The sequence below is a fragment of the Microbacterium sp. SLBN-146 genome, assembly GCF_006715145.1.
Taxonomy (GTDB): domain Bacteria; phylum Actinomycetota; class Actinomycetes; order Actinomycetales; family Microbacteriaceae; genus Microbacterium.
On sequence record NZ_VFMR01000001.1, the window covers coordinates 1,356,358 to 1,379,909 of the forward strand.

The following is a 23,552-nucleotide window of genomic DNA, read 5'->3' on the forward strand; positions in this document are numbered from 1 at the left end:
AAGAAGACGCCGGGACGGCGCACGGAAGCCGCTGATGGCAGCGCTCTCCGTCGCGACAGCCGGCGCACTGATGCTGGGAGCCGTCAGCCCCGCACAGGCCGTCGACGATTTCGGGCTGGGAGACCCCGTGCTCGAGCTGCTGTTCGAGGACTCGGTCGCCGACAGCAGCCCACTCGCCCACCCGACGGCACTCAAGGGCCACAACGGCAGCACGACCCTCAACCACACGTACATCGACGGCGCCAAGCCCGGAACCAAGGGCCTGAAGCTCGGCGGCAACACGTTCCTCGACCTCGGCACGGCGAGCGAGCTCGTGCCCGCAAATCTGACGCTGTCGTTCTGGTTCAACCCGACCCAATCCATGGGGTCCGGCGAACAGCTCATCTCGTGGAACAAGCGCGCCTATAACAGCGACGGATGGTACGTCTCGTCCGTCAGCGCGACCAACCCCCTGCTCTTCTCCTTCGGTGCGGGCACCGGACTGCCGCATGAGGTGCGCGCGGCATCGACCGACCGTGCCGGATTCTTCCCCGTCGGACAGTGGACGCACATCACGGCCACCTACAACAGCACGACGAAGGAGTTCGGTCTCTACCGCAACGGTGTGAAGGTCACCACGAGCATCCAGACGGCGACCAACGCCACGTCGACGGGTGTCATCAAGGAAGCCACGCCGGCCCTTCCGAAGACGATCGGATACAACGGTCCCAACTACAACGGCGGCTACCTGACGAGCGCGCTCGACGACTACCGCCTCTACACGGGCACGGCCGACCTCGCCGGGATCGTGGCACTCTACGAAGACGGCGGCGGTCAGGTCGACCGCGCCGCTCTCGCCGCCGCGGCCGCCGAGACCCTCACGGTCCCGTCCGTCGCGACGTCCAACCTCGTCCTGCCGACGACGGCGTCCAACGGCTCCCGCGTCGTGTGGAGCTCCGACACCCCGGAGGTGATCGGTGAGGACGGCACCCTGGTCCGTCCCGAAGCAGGCGACGAGGACGTGACCGTGACGCTCACGGCGCGCGTGTCCTACGTCGGCGGACCCTCGACGGAGCGCATCTTCGAGGTCGTGGTCCCCGCGGACATCAAGCCGATCGAGGACACGGGTCTCGAGGACGTCGAGCTCGTCGACGACTACCTCGTGAACGCCCAGCAGAAGGAGATCGAGTACCTCCAGAGCCTCGACCCCGAGCGCTACCTGCACTGGTTCCGTGTCACGGCGAACACCTACAAGCCGGGCACGTTCCCGATCAGCACGACGAGCTATCCCGGGTGGGAGAACGGCTCTGTGACGTGGAACTTCCGCGGTCACTCCTTCGGGCACTATATGTCAGCGCTCGCGATGAACTACGCGAACACCGATGATGCCGAGACGAAGGCGGAGCTGCTCGCGGATCTGGAGAGCATCGTCTATGGTCTCCGTGACGTCCAGGCCAGCTACGACGGCACGTCGCGCGCCGGCTATCTCGGACCGTTCCGTGACTCGGCGCTCGACGCGGTCGAGGGTCGTGGTACCTCCGACGACCAGGTCATCGTCCCCTACTACAACCTCCACAAGGTGCTCGCGGGCCTCCTCGACGCCTACGAGTACGTGCCGGGACCGATCGGTGCGGCAGCACTCGATGTGGCGGAAGGCTTCGGCGAGTACATGCACGGTCGTGTCTCGACGCTGACCAATACCGCAACGCTCCTCGGAACCGAATACGGCGGCATGAACGAGGCGCTCTACGAGCTCTTCGACGTGTCGGGTGGCAACCCGCACTTCAAGGTCGCCGCTGAGGGCTTCGACGAGGTCTCGCTCTTCCAGTCGCTCGCCAACGGCCAGGACGTCCTCGCGGGGCGCCACGCCAACACGACCATCCCGAAGTTCATCGGCGCGCTGAAGCGGTACACCGTGTTCACGCAGAACCCCGAGTACTACGAGATGCTCACGGCGACCGAGAAGACGAACCTCGGGATGTACCTGACGGCAGCGCAGAACTTCTTCGACATCGTCGTCGACCATCACACGTATGTGACGGGCGCGAACAGTCAGTCGGAGCACTTCCGTGCACCGGACACCCTGTGGCGCTATGCGACTCAGCAGGGGTCGACGGGCAATCCGCAGACAGCCGAGACGTGCAACGAGTACAACATGCTCAAGCTCGCCCGCGAGCTGTTCAAGGTGACGCAGGACGTGCGGTACATGCACTACTACGAGAACACGTTCATCAACACGATCCTGTCCTCGCAGAACCCGGACACGGGCATGAGCATGTACTTCAACCCGATGGCGCCCGGCTACTACAAGGTCTACGGGCCGACGCCGGATCAGTCGCAGCTGTTCTGGTGCTGCGTCGGAACGGGTATGGAGAACTTCTCCAAGCTCGCTGACACGCTGTACTTCTCGCGCGACAAGACCGTCTGGGTGAACCTGTACTTCAGCTCGACGTACGACCACACCGACAGCAACATGCGGATCACGCAGGAGGCGAACTTCCCCAACGACGACACCGTGAACATCTCGGTGGCGGCGATCACGGGTGAGTCTCTCGCCGAAGGCGCGACGCTGCGGCTGCGGGTTCCCGACTGGGTGGCCGGTGACCCCGTGCTCGTCGTCAACGGCGAGACGGTCTCGCCGCGGATCTCGGGCGGATACATCGTGCTCGACGACGTCGCCGCGGGTGACAGCATCCAGCTGACGACGCCCATGGAGGTCGTGGCCTACGACACCGCCGACAACGCGGACTTCGTGGCGTTCAAGTACGGTCCCGTCGTCCTCAGCGCCGATCTCGGCACGGAGAACATGACCGGCTGGGGCAGCGTCGGAGTGAGCGTGCGCATCGCGCTCGCGCCCTCGAACGCCGTCCAGCAGTCGATCACGGTCGCGACTCCGACGACGCAGGCGTGGTACGACAACGTCGCCGCGAACGTCGAGCGCATCGAGGACAACGCCGAGGGCGAGGTTCAGTTCCGGCTGAACGACACCCGCGACGGCGAAGAGCTCGTGTACACGCCGCACTACTCCCAGCACGGGAACCGGTACGGCATCTACATGAACTTCGAGGTCCCCGACTCCGCGGCATCCCAGCAGGCGATCCTCGAGGAGAAGCAGCGCCTCCGCGCGTCCGAGCGGTTCATCGACACTCTCACCACGTTCGACAACAACAACGGTGAAGCGGCGAAGAACCTGAAGACGTCGGGCAACACGAGCGTCGGTGTGCACAACGGTCGTCAGTACCGTCACGGCAACTCGGGCGCGTGGTTCAGCTACGACATGGCGGTCGACCCGTCGGAGGCGGCCAACTACCTGGAGACGACGTACTTCTCCGGTGACAACGGCCGGAGCTTCCAGGTGTACCTCAACGACGAGCTGTTCAAGACGCAGCAGATCACGAACGCCGCCGGCAGCGGGGTGTTCTACGAGGTGCGCGACCAGATCCCCGCCAAGTACCTGGCCGCGGAGAACGTGCGGTACAAGGTCGACGCGAACGGTCAGCCCGTGCTCGACGAGAACGGCGATCGCATCCCCGTCATCACCGTGCGCTACCAGTCGACAGGGAGCTTCGTCGGAGGTGTGTTCGGCGTGTCCACGTCGCGCCCCGCCGAGTACAGCACCGCGTCGACGCTCTCCGCACTCTCGGTGGAAGGCGGCACGCTCGCGCCCGAGTTCGATCGGGACACGACGTCGTACGTCGTCAGCGTTCCGGCCGGGAGCACGTCGGTGTCGTTCCGTGCGACGCCGAACGTTCCCAGCGGCCTCGTGAAGTTCGGCGACATCCTCGTCGACGACACGCAGCCACGGACGGTCGAGCTCGAGCCCGGTGTCGAGAAGACCCTGACGATCAACTCGATCGCACAGGATCACGTCACCACGACGGCCTACACCGTCGTGGTGCGCGAGGAGGTCGCCGCGGCGCTCGATGTCGAAACGACCGTCTCGAAGCGCTGCATCGCCGGAAAGCTGATCCTGACGGTCCACGTGACCAACGTCAACGACGTGCCCGTCCGGGTCGCGCTCGGCTCGGCGTTCGGTGACAAGACCTGGGCGCAGCTCGCGCCGGGGAAGAGCGCGGCGCAAGCGTTCACCACGCGCCAGGCGTCGATCGCCGCGGGCAGCATGACGATCGATCTCTCGGGTTCGATCGGCGGCGAGGAGGTGACGAGCAGCCACACCGTCGAGTACTCGGCGATGAGCTGCCTGGCCAGCTGACAATGGGGTGGGATGCCGGTGACTCCACCGGCATCCCACCCCTTCCCTTCTCCGCACCCGAGCGACCCGAGAGATCCCGTGGCACAACGACGTCAGACGAAGTTGAGACCGCGCTCGCCGATTCCCGGCGGCACGAGCTCCACACTCCCCGCCCCGCCCCGTCGTCCCGCGCAGTCGCTGCGCGCGGGTCGGGTGGTGGCGGGTGTCGCGTCGGTGCTCGTGCTCATCGGCATCGTGCTGCTGACGCAGCAGTTCTTCCGCGATCCGCTGCCGTCCCGATTGCAGGACGGCCTGACGCTCGCGGTCAGCGTGCTCATCGAGTCGTTGCCGTTCGTCATCCTCGGCATCCTGCTCTCCGTCGTGATCCAGGTGTGGGTCCCGCCCACCGTCATCGAGCGGATGCTCCCGAAACGCGCCTGGGCGCGGCGTGCCGTGCTCTCGCTCCTCGGGATGCTCATCCCCGTCTGCGAGTGCGGCAACGTCCCGTTCGCGCGCGGCCTCATGATGCGCGGACTCAGCGTGCCCGACACCCTCACCTTCCTCATCGCCGCGCCGATCGTCAATCCGATCGTCATCCTCACGACGCACCAGGCGTTCGGCTGGGACGACGGCATCCTCGTCGCGCGTCTTGTCGGTGGATACCTCATCGCGAACCTCATCGGGTGGCTCTACAGCCGCCACCCCGACCCCGCGTCGCTCCTCACCCCCCGCTTCCGCGAAGCATGCGACGCCGTCGATGCTGACTCTCGTGAGACCCGCGCCTATCGGTCGGTTCGCCAGATGGTCGTCGAACTGCGGGCCATCATGCCGGCCCTCGTGATCGGTTCCGCCATCGCCGGCGCCGTCCAGGTGCTCATCCCGCGAGATGTGCTCCTCGCGATCGGAAGCGATCCGATCCTCTCGATCTTCGCGATGATCGCCCTCGCGCTCGTCGTGGCGATCTGCTCCAACGTCGACGCGTTCTTCGCGCTGTCCTTCGCTTCCGCCTTCACACCGGGCTCGATCGTCGCGTTCCTCCTCGTCGGTCCCCTCATCGACGTGAAGATGCTCGCGCTCATGCGCACGACGTTCCGCGGGCGGGTGCTCCTCGGCATCGTCGCCGTCGTCATCCCCGCGGCGTTCGTGATCGGGACGGCGGTGAACCTCTTTGCGTGATCTCTGGGAGCGCTGGCTCGGGGTCGGCATCGCCGGTGCCCTGGCCGTCCTCACGCTCGTCCTCGCGCTGACGGGCCAACTCGACCTCTACATCAACCCCGCCAACGCGTGGTTCGCCGTCGCGATGTCGGTGATCGCGCTCGTCGTCGTGGCGGCCTCCTTCGGCATCCGACGCGGTGCGGAGCGTGCGCACGACCACGACCACGACCATGAAACCGATCACGAGGATGCCGGGGCGGTGAGCACTCGTCGGAACGGCGTGGGCCTCGTGACGGCCGCCGGCGGCGTGCTGGCGTCGCTCGTGACCGTCGCCGCGCTCGTCGTGCATCCGAACGTCCTGTCCGTCGATCTCGCCATCGCGCGGACCTCGACCTCCCCGACGCTCTTCGGAGGGGAGGAGGTCGTCTTGCTCGCCCAGTCCGGAGATACCGCGAACTTCGGCGTGCCCGACTGGTCGACCGTCTTCGCGACCGCGACGGCCCCCGAGCAGTTCGTCGGCGACGCCGTCGACCTGACCGGTTTCATCGCGCCCAACCCCGACGATCCCGACGCCTTCCTCCTCACGAGGCTCGTCATCACCCACTGCGTGATCGACGCGCAACCGGCGACGCTGCCCGTCGTCGAGGCCGGATGGGCGGGCGACCACGAGGTGGGGCAGTGGGTCGAGGTCGAAGGGACGGTGGCATCCGACGGTGGTCGCCTCGTCGTCCGTCCGACGGCCGTCACGCCGGTCGACGTGCCGGAGGATCCGTATGAGTACTGAGTCCTCCGTCCGCCGTCGGTGGTCATTCCTCGCCGTCTTCGTCGCCTCCGTCGGCGCCCTCCTGCTCGTCGCCGTCCTGGGGGCAGGAGCGAGTGTGGCACAGGGGCCGCGCGTCACGGCTGTGCTCGCCGACCCCGTCGCCGCGGCAGGCACGAGCGGTTCGCGGGTCATCTTCACCGCGAATCAGCCGCTCGCCGCGGTGGACGCGGAACAGGTCACCGTGGATCCGATCGTCCCCTTCACCGTCGACACGTCGGGCCGGAGCGTCGGCGTGCGCTTCAGCGAGCCGCTCGCAGACGGATCGCGCTACACGATCACGATCGACGGCGTCTCCGGACTGTCCGGCACCGCCACGTCGCGGTTCGAAACCGTCGTGGACACGCCTCCCGTCGAGGTCTACATGCTCGAACGCTCCGACTCGGAAGACGATCGCATCTACCGTGCGGGCTTCGAGGACGACGAGCGGGTCACGGTCTTCGAGCATCCTCGCATCGAGGACTTCCGGCAGTCGCCGCGGGGGCTCGTGGTGTCGACGACCAACGACCAGGGTGACTCCGATCTCTTCATCGTCCCGGTCGACGGTCGCGAAGCGGTGGAGGTGAAGCTGCCGGGCGTCGGGCGGCTGTCGCGTCTGCAACTGTCGGATTCGGGAGATCGCATCGCCTACACCTGGACCGATCCCGCGATCGAAGGTCTGCCGGCACGTGACTCCGTGGTCTACCTCTCCTCCACGGCCAGCCCGGAAGCTACACCGTCGCGGCTCGATCTCGGCGGCGCCGATCCCCGCATCGACGACTTCCGGTTCGTCCAGGGAACGCGCTCCCTCCTCCTCATCACGCGGGGCAAAGACCTCCTCCTCGCCGACACGGTGACCGGCGGAGAGCCCACGCGCCTCGGGCAGGCGACGCTGATCGACGAGGTCGCCCGCGACGAGCCGATCGCGGTCGTGCGCACGGAGGAGGGTCCCGAGGAGGTCGACCTCCGGACCGGTGACCGAACGCCTCTCGCCGTCGATCACCCCGAGTACGGCAGGCCGTTCGCCGCCGAGAAGGTCGTCGGTCGTGGCATCCTCTCGACCTATCTCGCGATCGACGAGGGAGGCAGCCTCTCGCGTCAGACACTCGTGCTGGCGAACGGTTCCGGTTCGGAGAGGCTCGTCGCGGACGTGCCCGTGTCGGATGCCGTGATCCAGGTCTGCGCAGCACCGAGCGGACGCTTCGTGGCCGTCACCGTCGCGCCGGACATCGCGACGAACACGGTCGACGACGCTGTTCTGGCGATGCCCCGCGAGATGGTGACGCGGGTCATCCCGCTCGAGGACGGCGATCCCCGCGAACTCCCCGGCTTCGCGATCTCCTGGTGTCGGGGCCCCGCCTCCTAGCATCCGTCGACACCCCGGTCACTCGCCGACCGACCCCGTTATTGCGCGCACATAACGGGGTGAGTCGGCGAGAACCCGGTGAGTCGACGGGAAGAGGCTCGGCGGGGACCTGACGTCGCGGGACCCGGCGGGGGCGTGGCGCTATCCTCGGGTCAATGGAAGACGACGAGGTCTACGCGCAGAACGCGATCCGCTGGGCGATGACGCACCTCGGATCGACGGCCTACGCGACACGGTGCCTCGCTTTCGTCGAGGACGCCATCGAACGGTCGAACGAACTCGAGATGTTCGGTGGCGACGACGCCGCCGAATCCGCCCGGATCTACGGTGCCGCGGCCAACTCGGGCACCCCGCCCGTCGGCGCACTGGTCTTCTACGACAGTGTCGGCGACATGCTCGGAGAGCGGCGGAATTGGGGGCACGTGGGGCTCAGCCTCGGTGATGGCCGCGTCATCCACGCGTGGGACCGCGTTCGCATCGACGATCACATCGCGCTCGCGTCGATCACCCCCGCTCCCGGATGGGAACCCCTTGCTCCGGCGGGCTGGACTCCGCTTCATCGAGCCCTCGAAGATCGCGTGCCCAAGGTCTATCCTCCCGACCAGGATGCCGCAGCGACCGCCCGGGCGATGCAGGCACAGCGCTTCCGCGCCTGATCCCCCGCCCGCGCTGCTCTCGCCGACACTCCGGCTTCTCGGCGAGCGACCCCGTTGTTGCGCGCAATCGACGGGGTGACTCGGCGAGAACCCGGGGAGTCGGCGAATGGGGACGCGGGCGGCAGGGGTCAGCCTGCGCGGCAGTCCGCACGGGACGGGACCAAGGGCCCGGAGCCGGCGCGTCGGCGCGCGCACAGTGGAAGCAGTCCCGCCGTGCACGTCGACGAGAGAAGGGCCACGCGATGAGCGCACTGCCGCATGTTCACCGTTCCCTGGCGGTGATCCTCGCAACCGGCATCCTCACGCTGGGTGCTGGCTCGGCCGCGTTCGCCGCGACTGAAGTCCCCCATGCCGACGTCACCGCCACGGTGCAGGACGGTGAGGGCCCGCAGTTCTATACGGGTGCCTTCGTCGACGTATCGGGGGATGTCGACGGCGACGTCTACGCTGCCGGGCAGAGCGTCACCGTCAGCGGAGACGTGACGGGCGATGTCATCGCGGCGGCCCAGACGATCACCATCACCGGGACGGTCGAGGGGAACGTCCGTCTCGCGGCGCAGGATGTCACGATCACGGGAGACATCTCTCGAAGCGGGACGATCTTCGCCGCGACCGTGACGGTCGGCGACGCGGGTTCGATCGAGAGCGACCTCGTCGCAGCCGCCGGCAGGATCCGCATCGCGGGAGACATCGGGCGCGACATGTTCGTCAGCGTGGACCGTCTGTCCATCGACGGGACCGTCGGGGGAGACCTGACGTACACGAGCGACAACGACGCTCGCATCGCCGACGGAGCCGTGGATGGCACGGTGGAGCGGATCGAGCCGCCCCAGGCTCCCCGCACCGAAGTGTCGCCCGCGGCCGTCTTCGTCGGCTGGCTGCTCGGAGCGATCTACGCGCTCGTCGCGCTCAGCCTCCTCACCCTGTTCGCCGGGCTGCTTTTCCCGCGCTGGTTGGACCGTGTGACCGACCACCTCGTCCCCTCGCCGTGGAAGGCGCTCCTCGTCGGGTTCATCGCGGCGATCGCCGTGCCCCCGGCGCTGTTCGTCCTGGGCATCACGATCGTCGGCGCGCCCCTGGCGCTCGCGGGTGTCGTCGTCTGGACCGTCATGGTCCTCGCGACCTTCGTGTTCAGCGCGCACTATCTCGGGCGCCTCGTCCTCCGCGGCACGCAGCACCCGGTCGTCAGGTCGCTCGTCGGGGGAGTCATCCTCATCGTCGCCCTGCAGATCCCGTGGCTGAACATCCTCGTCTGGCTCGCGATGGTGTTCTTCGGGCTCGGTGCGCAACTCCTCGAGATCCACCGCCTGCGCCCCTGGCGCGTCTCCAGGGCGGTAGAGCCGAGGCCGCGGACCGAGGATGCCGCATCCCCGCCAGCAACGGAAAGCGCGGCGCCCGCGTCGGCGACGTCGTGACTCGGGAGGTCTACGCCACTCGCTGCGTCGCGACGTAGACGGTGTTCGACGAAGCCGTCCCCGTCAGGCGGTTGTCGAAGGTGACGACGTGGGCCGTGGCATCCATGACCGAGGTCAGGGTCGACAGGAACTCTTCGTCGGGCGGGTCATCCGACCAGAGCGCGAAGACTCCGCGCTCGCTCAGGTGTCGCGTGAGGGATCCCAGGCCGGCGGCCGTGTAGAGATCGGCGTGACTGGGGTCGAGTGTGTGGCGGGGCGAGTGATCGACATCGAGCAGGATGGCGTCGTACGCCGGAGCACCGGGTCGGGGCATCCGCCTCATGACGTCGAAGAAGTCGTCGTGCACGAGTGTCGCTCGTCCGTCGTCGACGATCGATGCCGAGACCGGGAGGAGGCGCCGCTCATGCCAGCCGATCACGGCCGGGAGCGCGTCGATGACGTCGAGCCGCCGCACTCGCTCGTCGAGGAGAGCCGTCGCCGCGGTGTACCCGAGGCCCAGGCCGCCCACGAGAACGTTGAGTCCGTCCCCCTCGACCGAGGCGAGCCCCAGCGTCGCGAGCTCCTCTTCGGCCACGGTGAAAAGGCTCGACATGAGGTACTCGTCGCCGAGCTTCACCTCGTAGATCTGCTCGTCGGTCTCGGGGTCGGTGCGTCTGCGGAGGGTCAGTTCTCCCATCCGCGTCGGCTGCCAGTCGAGCTCCTCGAACCGCGCGATCATGGTGCCTCCCCTCGCCCCTCTGTCGTCCATCCTCCCACCCACTCCGGAGGGCGCCCGGCGATGCTGAGGAGACCGGCGATACTGCGGGCGCCTGGTGCCCGAGCACCCTCAGGTCTGCGGATCTCCTCACAACCGCGCGGTCAGTCTTCTTGCGCGCTCACGGCATGTACGAGCCACCGTTGACGTGGAACACCTGACCCGTCACGTGCGCGAGCGTGTCGGACGCGAAGAGCGCGATGACGCGGCCCATCTCGTCGGCGCGCCCCGCACGGCCGAGAGGGATGGTCGAGATGAGCGCATCCATCGACGCGTCGTCATGGGCCGAGCGGGGCTGTGCCGTGTCGGTGAGACCCGGGGCGACCGCATTCACCCGGATGCCATGGGGAGCAAGCTCGAGCGCCAGTGAGCGCGTGAGCGAGACGACGCCCCCTTTGCTCGCCGCGTAGTGGGAGCCGTGGGGCTGCCCGCGAACCGCGGACGACGCGAGGTTGATGATGGATCCGCCGCCCTGCGCCGCCATGAGCCGGGCGGCGGCCTGGCTCGTGAACGCGACAGCGGTGAGGTTCACACTCATCACGGCGTTCCATTCGTCCTCCGTCATCTCGAGGAACGCCCGGCGGGGAAAGATCCCCGCATTGTTGACGAGGACATCCACGCGCCCCCATGCGTCCGCCACGCGCGACACCATCGCCCGGATCTCCGTGACGGACGACACGTCGGCGCGGATCGGCAGTGCACGCCTCCCGCGATCGCGGACCTCTTGCGCGACCTCGGCGGCGCCCTGTTCGTCTGAGAGGTAGTTCACCGCAACGTCGAAACCGCTGTCAGCGAGCGCGAGCGCGGCCTCGCGACCGATTCCCTGCTGAGCGCCCGTCACGAGCGCTGTTCTCTGCGCCGTCATGCGTGCTCACCTTCCGGCGTGCCCAGGAGGCTGGACAGGATGGGCCGCCATCGCGTGCGGGAGTCGATTCCTCCCTCGATCAGCTGGCGCGCGATTCGGGAGAATTCCGGTGCGCGATGCGCCGTCAACTGCGAGATCTTTCCCACGAGCTGATCCGCGCTCATCGGCCGGCCGGGCTCACCGATGGCGCTCAGGCATTCGGCGGCTTCCCTGCGTCCGTCGTCGAACACGAGAGTGACACGCGCCGGCCGGTCGTGCGGATAGGGCGGCAGCGGCTCGAAAGAGTGGATTCGGACGAGGCTGCGAAGGCGCGCGACCGCGGGATGCGAGATCCAGGACTGCGAGTACACCTCCGGATCGGTGCGTCCGGCGACCAAGGTGGCGGCGACGACATGGGGGAGGGAGAACTTGCCGCCCAAGCTCGTCGTGGGATGCGCATCGCCGAGCTCGATGCCGAGGGGATGCGTCGCGACGTCGATCGCCGCGATCCGCGCGACATCGAGGTGCTGCGCATCGGGGGAGGCGAGTGCAGACGCCGCTTCGATGGCGGAGTGCGTGTACTGGCAGGCCGCGTAGACCTTGTGATATCCGTCTTCCACAGCCCATGCGGCATCGTCGGCCCGTGCGCCGGTAGTCATGTCCGCGAGCGCGTCGGTGTCGGCGTCGATGCCTGCGAGCGTCGCGTCGGCGGCGAGGAAGCCCAGCCCCGCGCCCGCTGCCGCCCAGAGGTTGCGCGCGAGAATGCCGTCGTGGGCGAGTCGGTAGTCGCCCCGCGGAGCCAGTGTCGCGGCGACATCGACCGCCTTCACGACCATCGCGGGGTCGCGCGTGCGGAGCCAGACGAGGGTCGTGGCGGCGCCGATGGGGGAGAGGTAGGAGTGCGGGTGCACGGCCCGCGCACGCGGGGGATCGATGTGCCGCGCGATGGTCGCGACGACTTCGTACCCGACTGTGATCGCCTCGAGAAGATCCTGGAGAGTGCGATCCTCCGCTTCGCACTCGGCCATCGCCGCGGGAACGGTGTAGAGACCGCCGTGGCACCCGGCCCGGCGGTAGCCCTCGTCGAGCTCGTCCCATCCCGCGAGGAGCCCGTTCTTCTGGGCCGCGACGATGCGGGAGTCGGATCCGCCGCTCACGATCGTGGCCTCCCCTCCGGAGGACGTGGACGCCGTCGCGAAAGCGCTGGCCCGTGGGTCATCGGCGCCGCTCAGCATCGCGGCGACATCGTCGACGAGGATGCGTGCAGCGTAGGGGGCGAGTCGCGTCTCGGACGCTGCCCCCAGGGCTCGGCCTCGGAGCGAAGCGCGCCACGAGTCGCGGTGCAAAGCAGAGTCGGTCATGTCGGCCCCTTTGTTACGAATCGGAAAATTCCGTCCGGAACTCTTGACTGCGCAATCGTTCTTTCTGTCTAATCAGTCTAGAAGAACGATTGCGCAGGAGGAACCATTGAAAGTCGGGCTACTAGCGACGGGCGGCACTATCGCGTCGCGCCACGACGATCGCGGCGCGCTCGTCCCCGTGCTGCGCGGTGAGGCGCTGCTCGGCGGCATACGCCTGCACCCCGCATTGGAGGTGCAGGTCGTCGACCTCGAACCGGTCGCGAGCTACGCCACGACTCTCACGGCGATGGTCGACGTCGTCCTGCATGTGCGCGCCCTGCTCGAGACGGGATGCGAGGGCGTCGTCGTGACTCACGGCACGGACACGCTCGAGGAGATGGCGTTTCTCACCTCGATGCTTCTGCCCCTCGACGCACGGGTCGCATTGACCGGTGCGCAGCGCCCCGCGGGGGAAGCGGACACGGATGCTCTGAGGAACCTCGCGGATGCCTTCGCCGCGGTACGAGAAGGCCTGCCCGTCTCGGTCGTGATCGGTGGGCTCGCCATCGCTGGTGCGGAGGCCCGGAAGACGCACAGCTCTGCCATCGACGCCTTCTCCGGAGGGGCCGCAGGAGCGATCGCCCTCATCGACGATGACGAGGTGATCAGGCTGTCGCGTCCCTATCGAGGCGCCGTGTTCGCCGGCGTCGATCGGCCGATCGTCCCTCGCGTGGACATCGTGAAGTCGGGCGCGGGCACCAACGCCGATCACATCGACGCTTCCGTGCGGGGCGGTGCGGCTGGCATCGTGCTGGAAGCCATGGGTCGCGGCAACACGAGTCCGTCCGTGACGGCGGCGGTCGAGCGCGCCGTGCGTGCCGGAGTCGTCGTGCTCATCACATCCCGTACAGGTGCGGGGCTCGTGCGTCCCGCGTACGGAGTGGGGGGCGGCGCCGACCTCCGCGACGCCGGAGCGCTCTTCGCGGGCGACCTCACGACCTCACGAGCGCGCGTCGCCCTCTCGCTCGCGATCGGCCAGTCGGATGCGGAGTCGGTCGAAGAACTCGTCACCCGGACGTGGAAGGTGGTGCCCGATGCGTGCTGACGGTGTCGTCCTCACTCGATTCGGTGGGCCCGAGGTCCTCGACGTGACATCCATCGACATTCCCGAGCCGGGGCCGGGGGAGGTTCTCGTGCGCGTCACGGCCGTCTCCCTCAACCACCTCGATCTGGAGATCCGCGCCGGTGTCTCTCGCCTTCCCATCGACCTCCCGCACGTGCTCGGACGAGAGGTCGTCGGAGAAGTCGTCGCCGCCGCGGATGCGGACTCGCCGTGGTCGGCGGGAGACCGTGTTCTCGTGCTTCCGCATGTCGTGTGCGGTCGGTGCCGGAACTGCCTCACGGGTGCCGCCAACATCTGCCTGCGCGGCTGGATGCCCGGCATCCACGGCTGGGGTGGAAACGCGGAACTCATGATCGCGCCGAGTCGAGGAATCGTCGCTGCCCCGGACCTCGACCCAGTCATCACCGCCGCGCTCCCGATCTCGTTCGGCACCGCGTGGCGTGCGCTCCATGGAACGGCGCACGTCTCCACCGGAGAGTGGGTCGTCGTCGCGGGAGCGGGCGGTGCGCTGGGGCACGCCTGCCTTCAAGTCGCCGCCTTGGCCGGCGCCCGTCCCATCGCGCTCGTGCGTGATCCCGCCCGCGCGGACTTCGTTCGCCGCTGTGGAGCCGAGGAAGTGGTCGTCACGAGCGAGGCCGACTGGCCGGAGCGCGTGCGCACGATCACGGGCTCACGAGGCGCGGATGTCATCGTCGACCATGTCGGGGGCGCGAACTTCGAGGGAAGCATCCGCGCACTCGCCGATCGTGGGCGCCTCGTCGTGGCCGGCGGTCACGGGGGCGAGTTCCCGCAGCTCGATGTCGTCGACGTGTTCCGGCGAGAGCTGCGGATCCTCGGTGTCCGCAGTCAGCGCCCCGACGACATCGAGGCCGTTCTCGGGCTCGCCGTCGAAGGCCGGCTCACCCCGCACATCGCCGAGACGATGGCGCTGAAAGATGTCCGAGCGGCGCACGATCTCGTCGCCAGCCGCTCCACGACGGGGAAGGTCGTGCTGCAGCCCTGAGGCGGCACCGATCTCACAACGAGGAAGAAGGAAGCGAATGACCCACATCGGCGGACCCGACCGCGACTTCATCGGATACGGTCAGCACGCCCCGCAGATCGAGTGGCCCAACGGTGCTCGCGTCGCCGTGAGCCTGTGCATGAACTACGAGGAAGGGGCGGAGCGCAGCATCCTCGACGGGGATGAGCGCAATGAGTGGGTCGGTGAGATCAGCTACACGCCCGAAGATCAGACGGCACGCGATCTGTCGCAGGAGTCGGTCTACGAGTACGGGAGTCGTGCAGGCATCTGGCGTCTCATGCGCCTCTTCGATCGCACCGAGACGCGCGTCACGTTCTACGCCGCAGCGCAGGCGCTGCAGCGCAACCCTGCCCTCGCTCGGCAGATCATCCCGGCAGGGCACGAGGTGTCCGGTCACGGGCTCCGATGGGTCGAGCCGACGTCTTCGACACGTGAGCAGGAGCGCGACGACATCGCCCGCGCCGTCGAGATCATCGAGGAGACGACGGGGGAGGCTCCGAGAGGGTGGTACTCGCGCTACGCGCCGTCCGTCAACACCCGAGAGCTCCTCATCGAGCACGGCGGCTTCTCCTATGACTCCGACGCGTACAACGACGACATTCCCTACTGGGTGATGGTCAAGGGGAAACGGCACCTGGTCGTGCCGTACACCCACACCTACAACGACGGCCGGTTCGCGTTCACGCCGGGATACAGCCACCCCGGGGACTTCTTCGAGAACTGCCGACGCGGCATCCAGTACCTCATCGACGAGGGCGAGACACACCCCCGGATGATGTCGATCGGGCTGCACGCCCGCCTCGTCGGACAGGCAGGTCGCACCTCAGCGCTTGCCGATCTCATCGAATGGGCCAACTCCACCGGAGCGGTCTGGTTCGCCCGCCGCGGCGACATCGCCGACTGGTTCACAGCCAACTACAGCGACACACCCACACTTGGAGGTGGTTCCTGATGCGCGTCGAAATCGACGGGATCAGCAAGTCCTACACCGACTCTGCCGGCAACCCGCTCCCCGTGGTCGGAGGTCTGAGTGCCTCCATCGAGCAGGGTGAGTTCGTCTGCATCATCGGACCCAGCGGATGCGGGAAGTCGACGCTGCTGGGGATGCTCGGCGGTCTGCTCCCACCGGATGCCGGAGTGATCCGGTTCTCGGGTACGCGCACCGCGACAGGCGAGATGACCTCGATCGTCTGGCAGGACTATGCGCTCATCCCCTGGCGTTCGATCATCGACAACGTCGCCTTCGGTCTCGAGGTGCGCGGCGTTCCGAAGCCCGAACGCAAGAAGACCGCGCAGAGCTATCTGGAGACGATGGGGATCGGTGCCTTCGCGGATGCTCGGCCGAAGCAGCTGTCGGGGGGAATGCGTCAGCGTGCGGGGATCGCGCGCGCACTCGCAAGCGATCCCGAAGTGCTCCTCATGGACGAGCCGTTCGCTGCCGTCGACGCGCAGACTCGGACGCTGCTTCAGGAAGAGCTTCTGGCGGTGTGGGAGAAGCACCGCAAGACGGTCATCTTCATCACCCACGGAATCGAGGAGGCTCTGCTTCTCGCGGACCGCGTCCTCGTCCTCAGCGGTCGTCCAACGCGTGTCGTCGAAGACCTGAAAGTCCCCTTCGCCCGTCCGCGGACCGCCGACATCGCGCAGACGCCTGTCTTCGCAGAGCTGAAGCAGCACCTGTGGGAGCGCCTTCGCGACGCGACGCGCGCTGCCGAGTGGGCAGAAGTGGAAGGGGCAACGTCATGACACTCAGCGAAACCGCTCAGCCGACCGTCGTCGAATACGGTCCGAACAAGCGCGCCCAGCGGGGGCCGAGCAAGGCGTTCCGCGCGATGGCCAGCCCCCTCGGCAGCCTCGTACCGGTCGTCGTGATCCTGACGCTGTGGCAGATCGGCTCGATGCTCGGACTCATCGATCGCACGTTCTTCCCGCCGCCGCTCGATTGCTTCGCAGCGCTCGTCAACCTCCTCGTCGAGGGCGACCTCCTCGTGAACATCTGGATCACGGTTCAGCGCGTCCTGTCCGGCTTCGCGCTGGGGGTCATCCCCGCCGTCATCGTGGGCATCACGATGGGACTCCTCCCCTGGGCGCGCGTCGTGATCGACCCCGTCATCTCGATCCTGTATCCGATCCCGGCCGTCGCGCTGCTTCCCCTGCTCTTGGTGATCTTCGGCACGGGCAGCACGCCGATCGTGGTCCTCGCGGGGATCATCTCCTTCTTCCCCACAGCCGTGAACTCGATGGCCGGGGTGCTGCAGAACGACAAGCGCCTGTCCCAGATGGGACGGAACATGGGCGCCTCCCAGCGACAGCTGCTCTGGAAGATCATCCTGCCCGGTGCGCTGCCGTCGATCTTCGCCGGCATCCGCCTCTCTGCCGGACTGGCGCTCTTGGGCGTCATCGCCGGTGAATTCCTCGCCGGATCCGACGGAATCGGCTCTCTCACGTGGCAGTACTGGCAGGTGTACCAGATCACCAACATGTACGCGACGCTCGCCGTGATCGCGGCAATGGGCTTCACCCTCACCACCGTGACGCTGCGGATTCAGCGTCGCTACTTCAACTGGACGGAAGGCACCTCATGAAACTCAGGAAGTCACTGGCCCTCGTCGTCGCGACGGGCCTGCTCTTCGGCACCGCCGCCTGCAGCAGCGGATCATCGGAGCCCGCCGCGAGCGGCTCCGGCGAGCCGGACCAGGTCGCGGTCAACTCGCTCAACATCGTCGGTATGGGACCGCTGTTCATCGCGGAGGAGAAGGGGTTCTTCGAAGAGCAGGGCATCGAGAACTCCTACACCGACGCCGACATCTACGCGCAGATGGCGGTACAGAGCCAGGGCAACGTCGACGTCAACATCCCCGGTCTCGGTGGTGCGTTCTTCAACGCGATCAACCAGAACCTCAACCTCGTCGCCGTCGCCGACCGCAACCAGTACACCTGCACGGCGGACAGCCTTCTCGTCGTCCGGACCGAGCAGTACGACGCGGGCATCGACTCCGTCGCCGAGCTGGCGGGCAAGAACGTCGCAATCCTCGCCCGCGGTTCTTCGACGGAGTACTGGCTGAGTCGCGCGCTCGCCGAGGAAGGCCTCACGATCGACGACCTCGGTGCGCTCACGACGCTCGGATACCCCGACATCGCGAACGCGCTCAAGACGGGTGCTGTCGACGCCGGGTTCCTGGCCCAGCCGATCGGCTACGGCGTCCTGGCCGACGGCACCGCCAAGCGACTGCTCGCCACGTACGAGATCGTGCCCGACGAGCAGCAGGGACTCATCACGATGTCGACGAAGTTCATCGAGGAGCGCGGCGACGTCGCGACGCGGTGGATGGTGGCGTGGCTCGAAGGAGTGCGTTACTACATGGACCCCGCCAACCGTGACGAGGTCGTGCAGATCATCGCCGAGAGCACGAGCGTCCCGGTCGAGACCGTCGACGCGCTGTACGGCACCGACCAGTGGCCCTACATGAACCCGAACGGCGAGGTCGACACCGAGACCGCCATGAACGAAGACGGCGCCTGGCTCGTCGAGAACGGCATCGTCGAGTCGCTCCCGGCCGTCGACAAGTGGTACGACGAGTCTGTCGTGGCATCCGCACTCGAGATCGTCGGCGAAGTCGACAACGAGCGCACCTGCAGCGATGTCACGCGGTTGGACGTCCCGTGATCGGATCGACCAACAAGGTCGTCGCTGCGCTGGAAGGGGGTGGGGTCGCCCTCGGCAGCCTCACCCTCCTCCAGGAGCCTGCCATCGGCGAGATCCTCGGCCAGTGCGGCTACGACTTCCTCATTATCGATACCGAGCACGCCGGCGCGGACGAGCAGACGGTGCTGGCCATGGTGCGGGGCTCGCAGGCGGTGGGACTCACGCCGCTCGTGCGGCTGCGCAACGCCGACCCGAAGCAGATCCTGTGGGCGCTCGACACAGGGGCGGGCGGAATCGTCATGCCGACGGTCGAGTCCGGCGAGGCCGCGCGGGCACTTGTCGAGGCGGCCTACTACCCGCCTCGCGGGCGCCGGACGGTATGTTCCGCCTCTCGTGCGGCAGGTCACGGGACTGCGCGCCGGGATTTCGGCCGCTACCTCGAGTGGGCGTCGGCGAACGTCGTGACGATCGCTCTCGTCGAGACCCGACGTGGGATGGAGGCTCTCGACGACATCCTCAGCTCTGGTATCGACGTCGTCATGCTCGGCCGCGCCGATCTGTCCCTCGACATGGGATTCGGCTACGCCCCGTGGCATCCGGAGGTCGTCGCGGCATCCGAACTCGTCGTCGAGAAGGCGCTCGAGGCGGGAGTCGTGCCGGGTGTTCTGGCCTACTCGCCCGCGGAAGCGAAAGAGTGGATGGACCGTGGAGTGCGCTTCGTGGCGTACTCGCAGCCCGAGATGATCCTGAGCGACGTCTATCAGCGGGGCATCTCCGAGATCCGCGGGGAGAGCGTGTGACACTTCTTGTGACCGGCGGTGCCAATGGCATCGGAGCGGCGATCGTGGAGCAGGCCCGAGACCGCGGCGAGCACGTCATCAGCCTCGATCTGGAGAGCGGTGTGGATGCTGCCGATCCCGCCGCCGTCCGAGCGTTCCTCGACAGCGGCCCCGTGCCGACCCGCGTGGCACACATCGCGGGAGTCGTGGGCAAGGGCGGCATCGACGAGATCGGACTCGACGAATGGGACCGGGTCATCCGGGCCAACCTCACGAGCGCGTTCGTCGTGATGAGCGAGGTCGTGCCGCGGATGGCGGACGCGGGCGGTGGTGCGGTCGTCCTCATGAGCAGCCTCAACGCGCGCGACGGCGGCACGACCATGTCGGGCGCGGCATATGCATCGGCGAAGGCCGGCGTTCTGGGGCTCATGCGCCATATCGCCGTCCAGTGGGGTACGCGGAACGTCCGCGCGAACGGCATCGCGCCGGGTCCCGTCCGGACACGCATCCACGACCGCCTCGACGACGCGCAACGGGCCGGTATCCTCGCCAAGATGCCGTTGCCACGAGTGGCCGAGCCGCAGGAGATCGCGGAGATGGTGCTGTTCCTCCTGTCGGATGCGTGTGCCTCGGTGACGGGGACGACTTTCGATGTGAACGGTGGCAGCCACCTCAATTGAGATCGGGACACGATGAAGAGAGCCACTCTGCGTGACGTCGCTCTGGCGAGCGGCGTTCATGTATCCACGGTCTCGCGCATCCTGCGTGGCGATTCGGAGCGAGTCCGACCCGACACGATCGTCCGCGTACGGGCGCACGCCGACGCGCTGGGCTACAGCGCCGACCGATGGGCGGCGAGCCTCCGCAGCGGGCGGACCAATCTCATCGGCATGCTGGTTCCGCGGATCACCGACATCGTCCTCGCGACGGTCTTCGAGGCCTTCGAGGAGGAAGCGGCGCGAAACGGATATCTCGTTCTCGTGGCCAGCACATGGGATGCCGCGGATCGTCGCGCTGCGGCCCTCGCACGCTTCGTCTCCCAGCGCGTCGACGGAATCGTCATCGGGGATTCCCGCTTGAACGATGACGAGGTCGAGGACTTCGCGAGGTCGGGCCCGCCGGTGCTCCTCATCAGCCGCCGCACCGCCGACCTCCCCTTCGTGACCGGCGACGACTACGGCGGCGGCGCACAAGCCGGTCACCACATCGCCGATGTCGGCGCGAAGTCGGCCCGTGTCATCGCCGGCCCTGACTACGCGAGCACGTCACGCGATCGTGTCGCCGGATTCTCCGACGCCTTCCTGGGCCGGGGCGACGGTCGTCACGTGGAGGTGCTTCCGGCGGGGTTCGACCTCGACAGCGGACGACGGGCGATGGAACGCGTCATCGAAGCGGGCGTCCCTGACGCGGTGTTCGTCGTGAACGACTTCGCCGCTATCGGTGCGATGTCGACGCTGCATCGCGCGGGAATCGTCCCCGGCCGCGACATCGCCGTCGTCGGCTACAACGACATCCCCATCAGCGCGCAGCTACCTGTCCCCTTGAGCTCGGTGCGCGCGGACCTGTCGGCGATGGGCCGGACCGCGTTCCAGAGCATGCGTTCCCTGATCGACACGAAGACCACCGAGAGCGTCTTCGTCGAGACGAAGCTCGTCGTCCGCGAGTCCAGCAGTCTGAGTCCCGCGCGCTGACAGGTCGCATCACGGAGGGCGCCCGGCGATGCTGAGGAGATCGGCGATTCTGAGGGCGCCTGGCGCCCGAGCATCCTCAGGTCTGCGGATCTCCTCAGAACCGCGGGGTCAGTCTTCCTGCGCGGCGAAGAACTCGATGAGGGCGTCCGAGATCAGGGCGTGGGCCTCGTCGTTCGAGATCGTGCTGGGGGAGTCGCCGGGCTGATCGCCGTAGTCGCCGAACTGCGCGTGATTGACGCCGTCGAGTTCGACGTAGATCGTGTCCGGGGGCATGAGGCTCCGCGCATCCTCGAAGGAATCGAGCGAGAGCACGCCGTCCCGCGTTCCCGTGATCGAAAGTGCTGACAGGTCGTCGCGCCCGCTCAGATCCCCGAACGCGCAGTACGAGGCGAAGAGGACGAGGGCCGTCACCGCGGCATCCTCCGCATACGAGCAGGCCTTCACTCCGCCCGCGCTGTGCCCTCCGACGGCCCACGCCTCGACCTCCGGCGCGGCCGCGGTGAACTCGGACAGGTCCCGCCACTCGATGATCGCGAGGTTGAGGATCGGGCGGACGATGACGACGGTGACGCCCGCCGCGGCCAGATCGCGGAACGTCGAGACATAGGCTTTCGGCTCCACCTTCGCGCCGGCGAGGAACACCAAGCCCTGTTCCGACTCGCCGCCGGCGGGGGACATGACGACGAGGTTGTCGTCGCCGCCGAGGGAGATGCGGTCGTCCGTCTCTGCCGCGGCGAGTCCGTCGGGGGCTGCGGGGTAGGTGATGTTCGTCCAGACGAGGAACGTCACGATCGCGGCGGCGATCAGACCCAGGATGCTGAAACCGGCGATCCGGATGACGCGGCGGGCGCGGGAGCGCCGGCGACGCGGTTCGGGTTCGTGAGCGGGTTCGGGAACGATCGCGTCCGGGTCTTGCGTCATTGACCGGACTCTACCGGTGTCGGCGCGTCGTCGGAGCGCACCTGTAGGAACTCGAGCACGAAGCCCGCGATGAGGCTCGTGATGACGACGAGCACGACATCTCCGAACCCGAGGGGGCGGAGGGCGAAGAGCCACAGCACCGCGAGGACCGCGATCAGAACGCGCACCAGGATGCGATTGCGACCGAGCCATCGACCGAATCCGCCGGTGTCGAGACCGCGCTCGGCGAGCTGGCCACGTGCCGAGTCGTTGAGCGACTCGACGGTCGCGCGCGTGCGCATCGCGGCACGGGAGCGACCCATGAGCCAGCCCGTGAGGGCGATCACGACACCCAGGAGCGCGATGACCCACGCCGTCTGCGCCATGTCGCCCACGAGCTGGCGGTAGATCACGTCGAGGGCCGAAGGAGACAGATCGAGGTTGCCCGCGACCATCGTCATCGCGGCAGCTCCCACCGAAAGGGTCACCGCCAGCGTCGCTCCGCCGATCGCGAACCCCGCCCCGGTCCCGAGGACGGCGGTGCTCCGTCGCCGTGCGAGCGCGATTCCGAGCGCGAAGAGCCCCAGCGTGAGGACGGGCAGCCACCAGCCGACGGCGGATGCGAGGGCGTACGACGTGCGGATCGTCGTGAGGGTCTCGCCGGATCCGATGATGACGACCCGGTCCACGGCCGGGATGAGCTCGGCGACCCCGACGCCCTGGTCGACGAGGCGCTGCTTGACCTCGTCGACGATCGGACCGAGGCTGATGCCCGCGCCGTCCGCCGTCAGGACGACGATGCCGCCCCCGTCGGAGGTCGACGCCAGGGTGAGCGCGCGGTGAGCCCCGCGGACGGCCGTCGCCCAGACGTCCGAGAACGCGTCGGACTCCACGACGGTGGTGACGGTCCGCTCGACGAGGCCGTCGAGACCGCTTGCGATGGGAGCTTCGAGGAGTCGAAGGGCGGCGGAGGCTCGCGGGCCGAGGCCGAGCTCGGAGATCCCGTCGATCGCTTCGGCTGTCAGGGCGTCGAAGTCGACTTGCGCACGGATGCCGTCCATGGCCTCATCGATCACAAGACCCTGCACCGCGGGGTCGTCGACGAGCGGCGCGAGCGTCTGGACGAAGGCATCCTCTTCGACCAACTGCACGCGCGCCCACGCCGCTGCGATCGAGACGGGCACGAGGATCGCGGCGATCACGATGACGAGGGCGGAAAGCACCGCTCGCCATCGTCCGCGTGAGGGCGGTCGTCGCGTCGTCTCGAGGAGCCGGGCGTTCTCCGCTTCGAGCTCTTCGATCTTCGCCTGGAGAAGTGCTGTCGGGTCTGCGGTGTCAGCCATCTCGTGATGCCCCGTTCGGTCGCGTCAGACCACGCCGGACTCTCGCCCGGCCCTGATGAGGCCCATTATGGCCCGAAGCGGCGGATCCGGTCAGGGGTGAAGATCATGCGGACGAGCTCCGTGTCGCTCCAGTCCTCGATGACATCCGGATGCCAGTAGCGCTTCGACAGCCGCGTCGCGAGTTCCTGGGCGCCGTCGTCGTGCAGGGTCACGACGCCCTCCGCTGCCACCCACTGCTCCATCTCGCCGACGGGAGCGGTCACGAGGAGCGATGCGCGCGGGTCGACAGCGAGCCTGCGCAGCCGCGTCGTTCCGGCGACGGAGAACATCTCGATCGTGGCATCCTCACCCAGCGCGAACCACACCGGCCGGGGTGCGGGCACGCGATCTCCCGAAGACATGGCGGTGAAGATCGCGTACAACGGCCGCGACAGCAACGCGATGTCGGACGCACTGAATGTCGGGATGCTCGCGGCCATCCGCCCACTCTACTTTCACCCCCGTGTTCCCCTCCCCCCTCCGCCGAGAAGACCCGAACTGCTCGCT

The 23,552-nt window shown here is 67.8% G+C and carries 21 protein-coding genes; 15 read left to right on the plus strand and 6 right to left on the minus strand.

The genetic code is table 11. The annotated features are described in order from the left end of the window. Window positions 1–34: 34 nt before the first annotated feature. The 6 genes from FBY39_RS05795 to FBY39_RS05820 all read left to right on the plus strand — a co-directional run bounded on the left by FBY39_RS05795 (window position 35) and on the right by FBY39_RS05820 (window position 9,562). Entirely contained in the window at window positions 35–4,192 is a 4,158-nt protein-coding gene (locus FBY39_RS05795; RefSeq protein ID WP_141930966.1) for a beta-L-arabinofuranosidase domain-containing protein, read from the plus strand. Window positions 4,193–4,384: 192 nt separating this feature from the next. Next, window positions 4,385–5,347 carry a permease gene (locus FBY39_RS05800; protein WP_396652297.1) on the plus strand — a complete coding sequence of 321 codons (963 nt, stop codon included), beginning with the start codon at window positions 4,385–4,387 and terminating at the stop codon, window positions 5,345–5,347. After that, a complete protein-coding gene (locus FBY39_RS05805; RefSeq protein ID WP_141930970.1) occupies window positions 5,340–6,110 on the plus strand; it encodes a TIGR03943 family putative permease subunit in 771 nt (256 codons plus the stop codon). Before FBY39_RS05800 ends, FBY39_RS05805 begins: the two co-directional genes overlap by 8 nt. Next, window positions 6,100–7,491, plus strand: a complete 1,392-nt coding sequence (locus FBY39_RS05810; RefSeq protein WP_141930971.1) for an Ig-like domain-containing protein — start codon at window positions 6,100–6,102, stop codon at window positions 7,489–7,491. The genes FBY39_RS05805 and FBY39_RS05810 overlap by 11 nt, the downstream gene beginning before the upstream one ends. A 155-nt stretch (window positions 7,492–7,646) precedes the next feature. Beyond that, window positions 7,647–8,147 carry an NlpC/P60 family protein gene (locus FBY39_RS05815; protein ID WP_141930973.1) on the plus strand — a complete coding sequence of 167 codons (501 nt, stop codon included), beginning with the start codon at window positions 7,647–7,649 and terminating at the stop codon, window positions 8,145–8,147. A gap of 242 nt (window positions 8,148–8,389) precedes the next feature. Continuing rightward, the gene (locus FBY39_RS05820) at window positions 8,390–9,562 is read left to right on the plus strand and encodes a polymer-forming cytoskeletal protein (protein ID WP_141930975.1); all 1,173 of its coding nucleotides are present in this window, start codon (window positions 8,390–8,392) and stop codon (window positions 9,560–9,562) included. Between the two features lie 10 nt (window positions 9,563–9,572). Here the strand turns inward: FBY39_RS05820 and FBY39_RS05825 are convergent, their stop codons facing one another. From FBY39_RS05825 to FBY39_RS05835, 3 genes are all read right to left on the minus strand, one after another. Continuing rightward, the gene (locus FBY39_RS05825) at window positions 9,573–10,280 is read right to left on the minus strand and encodes a spermidine synthase (protein WP_141930977.1); all 708 of its coding nucleotides are present in this window, start codon (window positions 10,278–10,280) and stop codon (window positions 9,573–9,575) included. A gap of 157 nt (window positions 10,281–10,437) precedes the next feature. Next, complete coding sequence (locus tag FBY39_RS05830; RefSeq protein ID WP_141930979.1) at window positions 10,438–11,181, minus strand: SDR family NAD(P)-dependent oxidoreductase; 744 nt, start codon at window positions 11,179–11,181, stop codon at window positions 10,438–10,440. Beyond that, window positions 11,178–12,521, minus strand: a complete 1,344-nt coding sequence (locus FBY39_RS05835) for an MmgE/PrpD family protein (protein ID WP_141930981.1) — start codon at window positions 12,519–12,521, stop codon at window positions 11,178–11,180. Before FBY39_RS05835 ends, FBY39_RS05830 begins: the two co-directional genes overlap by 4 nt. A gap of 106 nt (window positions 12,522–12,627) precedes the next feature. Here FBY39_RS05835 and FBY39_RS05840 point away from each other — a divergent pair, with 106 nt between their 5' ends. Genes FBY39_RS05840 through FBY39_RS05880 form a run of 9 tightly spaced genes read left to right on the plus strand, consistent with a single transcriptional unit; the run spans window position 12,628 to window position 20,763 of the window. Continuing rightward, window positions 12,628–13,605, plus strand: coding sequence for an asparaginase (locus FBY39_RS05840; RefSeq protein WP_160132963.1), 978 nt, complete (start codon window positions 12,628–12,630; stop codon window positions 13,603–13,605). Then, the gene (locus tag FBY39_RS05845) at window positions 13,595–14,626 is read left to right on the plus strand and encodes a zinc-binding dehydrogenase (RefSeq protein WP_160132965.1); all 1,032 of its coding nucleotides are present in this window, start codon (window positions 13,595–13,597) and stop codon (window positions 14,624–14,626) included. Before FBY39_RS05840 ends, FBY39_RS05845 begins: the two co-directional genes overlap by 11 nt. Window positions 14,627–14,663: 37 nt before the next feature. After that, complete coding sequence (locus FBY39_RS05850) at window positions 14,664–15,599, plus strand: polysaccharide deacetylase family protein (protein WP_141930987.1); 936 nt, start codon at window positions 14,664–14,666, stop codon at window positions 15,597–15,599. After that, entirely contained in the window at window positions 15,599–16,393 is a 795-nt protein-coding gene (locus tag FBY39_RS05855) for an ABC transporter ATP-binding protein (protein WP_141930989.1), read from the plus strand. The genes FBY39_RS05850 and FBY39_RS05855 overlap by 1 nt, the downstream gene beginning before the upstream one ends. Continuing rightward, window positions 16,390–17,232, plus strand: coding sequence for an ABC transporter permease (locus FBY39_RS05860; RefSeq protein WP_141930991.1), 843 nt, complete (start codon window positions 16,390–16,392; stop codon window positions 17,230–17,232). The genes FBY39_RS05855 and FBY39_RS05860 overlap by 4 nt, the downstream gene beginning before the upstream one ends. Then, window positions 17,229–18,314, plus strand: coding sequence for an ABC transporter substrate-binding protein (locus FBY39_RS05865; protein WP_141930993.1), 1,086 nt, complete (start codon window positions 17,229–17,231; stop codon window positions 18,312–18,314). The genes FBY39_RS05860 and FBY39_RS05865 overlap by 4 nt, the downstream gene beginning before the upstream one ends. Beyond that, window positions 18,311–19,093, plus strand: coding sequence for an HpcH/HpaI aldolase/citrate lyase family protein (locus tag FBY39_RS05870; protein ID WP_160132967.1), 783 nt, complete (start codon window positions 18,311–18,313; stop codon window positions 19,091–19,093). The genes FBY39_RS05865 and FBY39_RS05870 overlap by 4 nt, the downstream gene beginning before the upstream one ends. Next, a complete protein-coding gene (locus FBY39_RS05875) occupies window positions 19,090–19,752 on the plus strand; it encodes an SDR family NAD(P)-dependent oxidoreductase (protein WP_160132969.1) in 663 nt (220 codons plus the stop codon). The genes FBY39_RS05870 and FBY39_RS05875 overlap by 4 nt, the downstream gene beginning before the upstream one ends. Before the next feature lie 12 nt (window positions 19,753–19,764). Continuing rightward, window positions 19,765–20,763 carry a LacI family DNA-binding transcriptional regulator gene (locus FBY39_RS05880; RefSeq protein WP_141930998.1) on the plus strand — a complete coding sequence of 333 codons (999 nt, stop codon included), beginning with the start codon at window positions 19,765–19,767 and terminating at the stop codon, window positions 20,761–20,763. Window positions 20,764–20,871: 108 nt separating this feature from the next. On the opposite strand, the gene FBY39_RS05885 is transcribed toward FBY39_RS05880, so the two are convergent. From FBY39_RS05885 to FBY39_RS05890, 3 genes are all read right to left on the minus strand, one after another. Then, window positions 20,872–21,684: an alpha/beta hydrolase gene (locus FBY39_RS05885; RefSeq protein ID WP_160132971.1), complete on the minus strand. Its 813-nt coding sequence runs from the start codon at window positions 21,682–21,684 to the stop codon at window positions 20,872–20,874. Then, complete coding sequence (locus FBY39_RS16380; protein WP_160132973.1) at window positions 21,681–23,006, minus strand: hypothetical protein; 1,326 nt, start codon at window positions 23,004–23,006, stop codon at window positions 21,681–21,683. The genes FBY39_RS05885 and FBY39_RS16380 overlap by 4 nt, the downstream gene beginning before the upstream one ends. 65 nt (window positions 23,007–23,071) lie before the next feature. Further along, entirely contained in the window at window positions 23,072–23,485 is a 414-nt protein-coding gene (locus tag FBY39_RS05890; RefSeq protein WP_141931002.1) for a pyridoxamine 5'-phosphate oxidase family protein, read from the minus strand. Between the last annotated feature and the right edge of the window lie 67 nt (window positions 23,486–23,552).

Coding starts and splice junctions, on each gene's coding strand:
- FBY39_RS05825 (WP_141930977.1), bottom strand. CDS start 10,280: ATGATCGCGCGGTTCGAGGAGCTCGACTGGCAGCCGACGCGGATGGGA.
- FBY39_RS05845 (WP_160132965.1), top strand. CDS start 13,595: ATGCGTGCTGACGGTGTCGTCCTCACTCGATTCGGTGGGCCCGAGGTC.
- FBY39_RS05850 (WP_141930987.1), top strand. CDS start 14,664: ATGACCCACATCGGCGGACCCGACCGCGACTTCATCGGATACGGTCAG.
- FBY39_RS05820 (WP_141930975.1), top strand. CDS start 8,390: ATGAGCGCACTGCCGCATGTTCACCGTTCCCTGGCGGTGATCCTCGCA.
- FBY39_RS05855 (WP_141930989.1), top strand. CDS start 15,599: ATGCGCGTCGAAATCGACGGGATCAGCAAGTCCTACACCGACTCTGCC.
- FBY39_RS05815 (WP_141930973.1), top strand. CDS start 7,647: ATGGAAGACGACGAGGTCTACGCGCAGAACGCGATCCGCTGGGCGATG.
- FBY39_RS05890 (WP_141931002.1), bottom strand. CDS start 23,485: ATGGCCGCGAGCATCCCGACATTCAGTGCGTCCGACATCGCGTTGCTG.
- FBY39_RS05860 (WP_141930991.1), top strand. CDS start 16,390: ATGACACTCAGCGAAACCGCTCAGCCGACCGTCGTCGAATACGGTCCG.
- FBY39_RS05830 (WP_141930979.1), bottom strand. CDS start 11,181: ATGACGGCGCAGAGAACAGCGCTCGTGACGGGCGCTCAGCAGGGAATC.
- FBY39_RS05810 (WP_141930971.1), top strand. CDS start 6,100: ATGAGTACTGAGTCCTCCGTCCGCCGTCGGTGGTCATTCCTCGCCGTC.
- FBY39_RS05885 (WP_160132971.1), bottom strand. CDS start 21,684: ATGACGCAAGACCCGGACGCGATCGTTCCCGAACCCGCTCACGAACCC.
- FBY39_RS16380 (WP_160132973.1), bottom strand. CDS start 23,006: ATGGCTGACACCGCAGACCCGACAGCACTTCTCCAGGCGAAGATCGAA.
- FBY39_RS05835 (WP_141930981.1), bottom strand. CDS start 12,521: ATGACCGACTCTGCTTTGCACCGCGACTCGTGGCGCGCTTCGCTCCGA.
- FBY39_RS05865 (WP_141930993.1), top strand. CDS start 17,229: ATGAAACTCAGGAAGTCACTGGCCCTCGTCGTCGCGACGGGCCTGCTC.
- FBY39_RS05880 (WP_141930998.1), top strand. CDS start 19,765: ATGAAGAGAGCCACTCTGCGTGACGTCGCTCTGGCGAGCGGCGTTCAT.
- FBY39_RS05795 (WP_141930966.1), top strand. CDS start 35: ATGGCAGCGCTCTCCGTCGCGACAGCCGGCGCACTGATGCTGGGAGCC.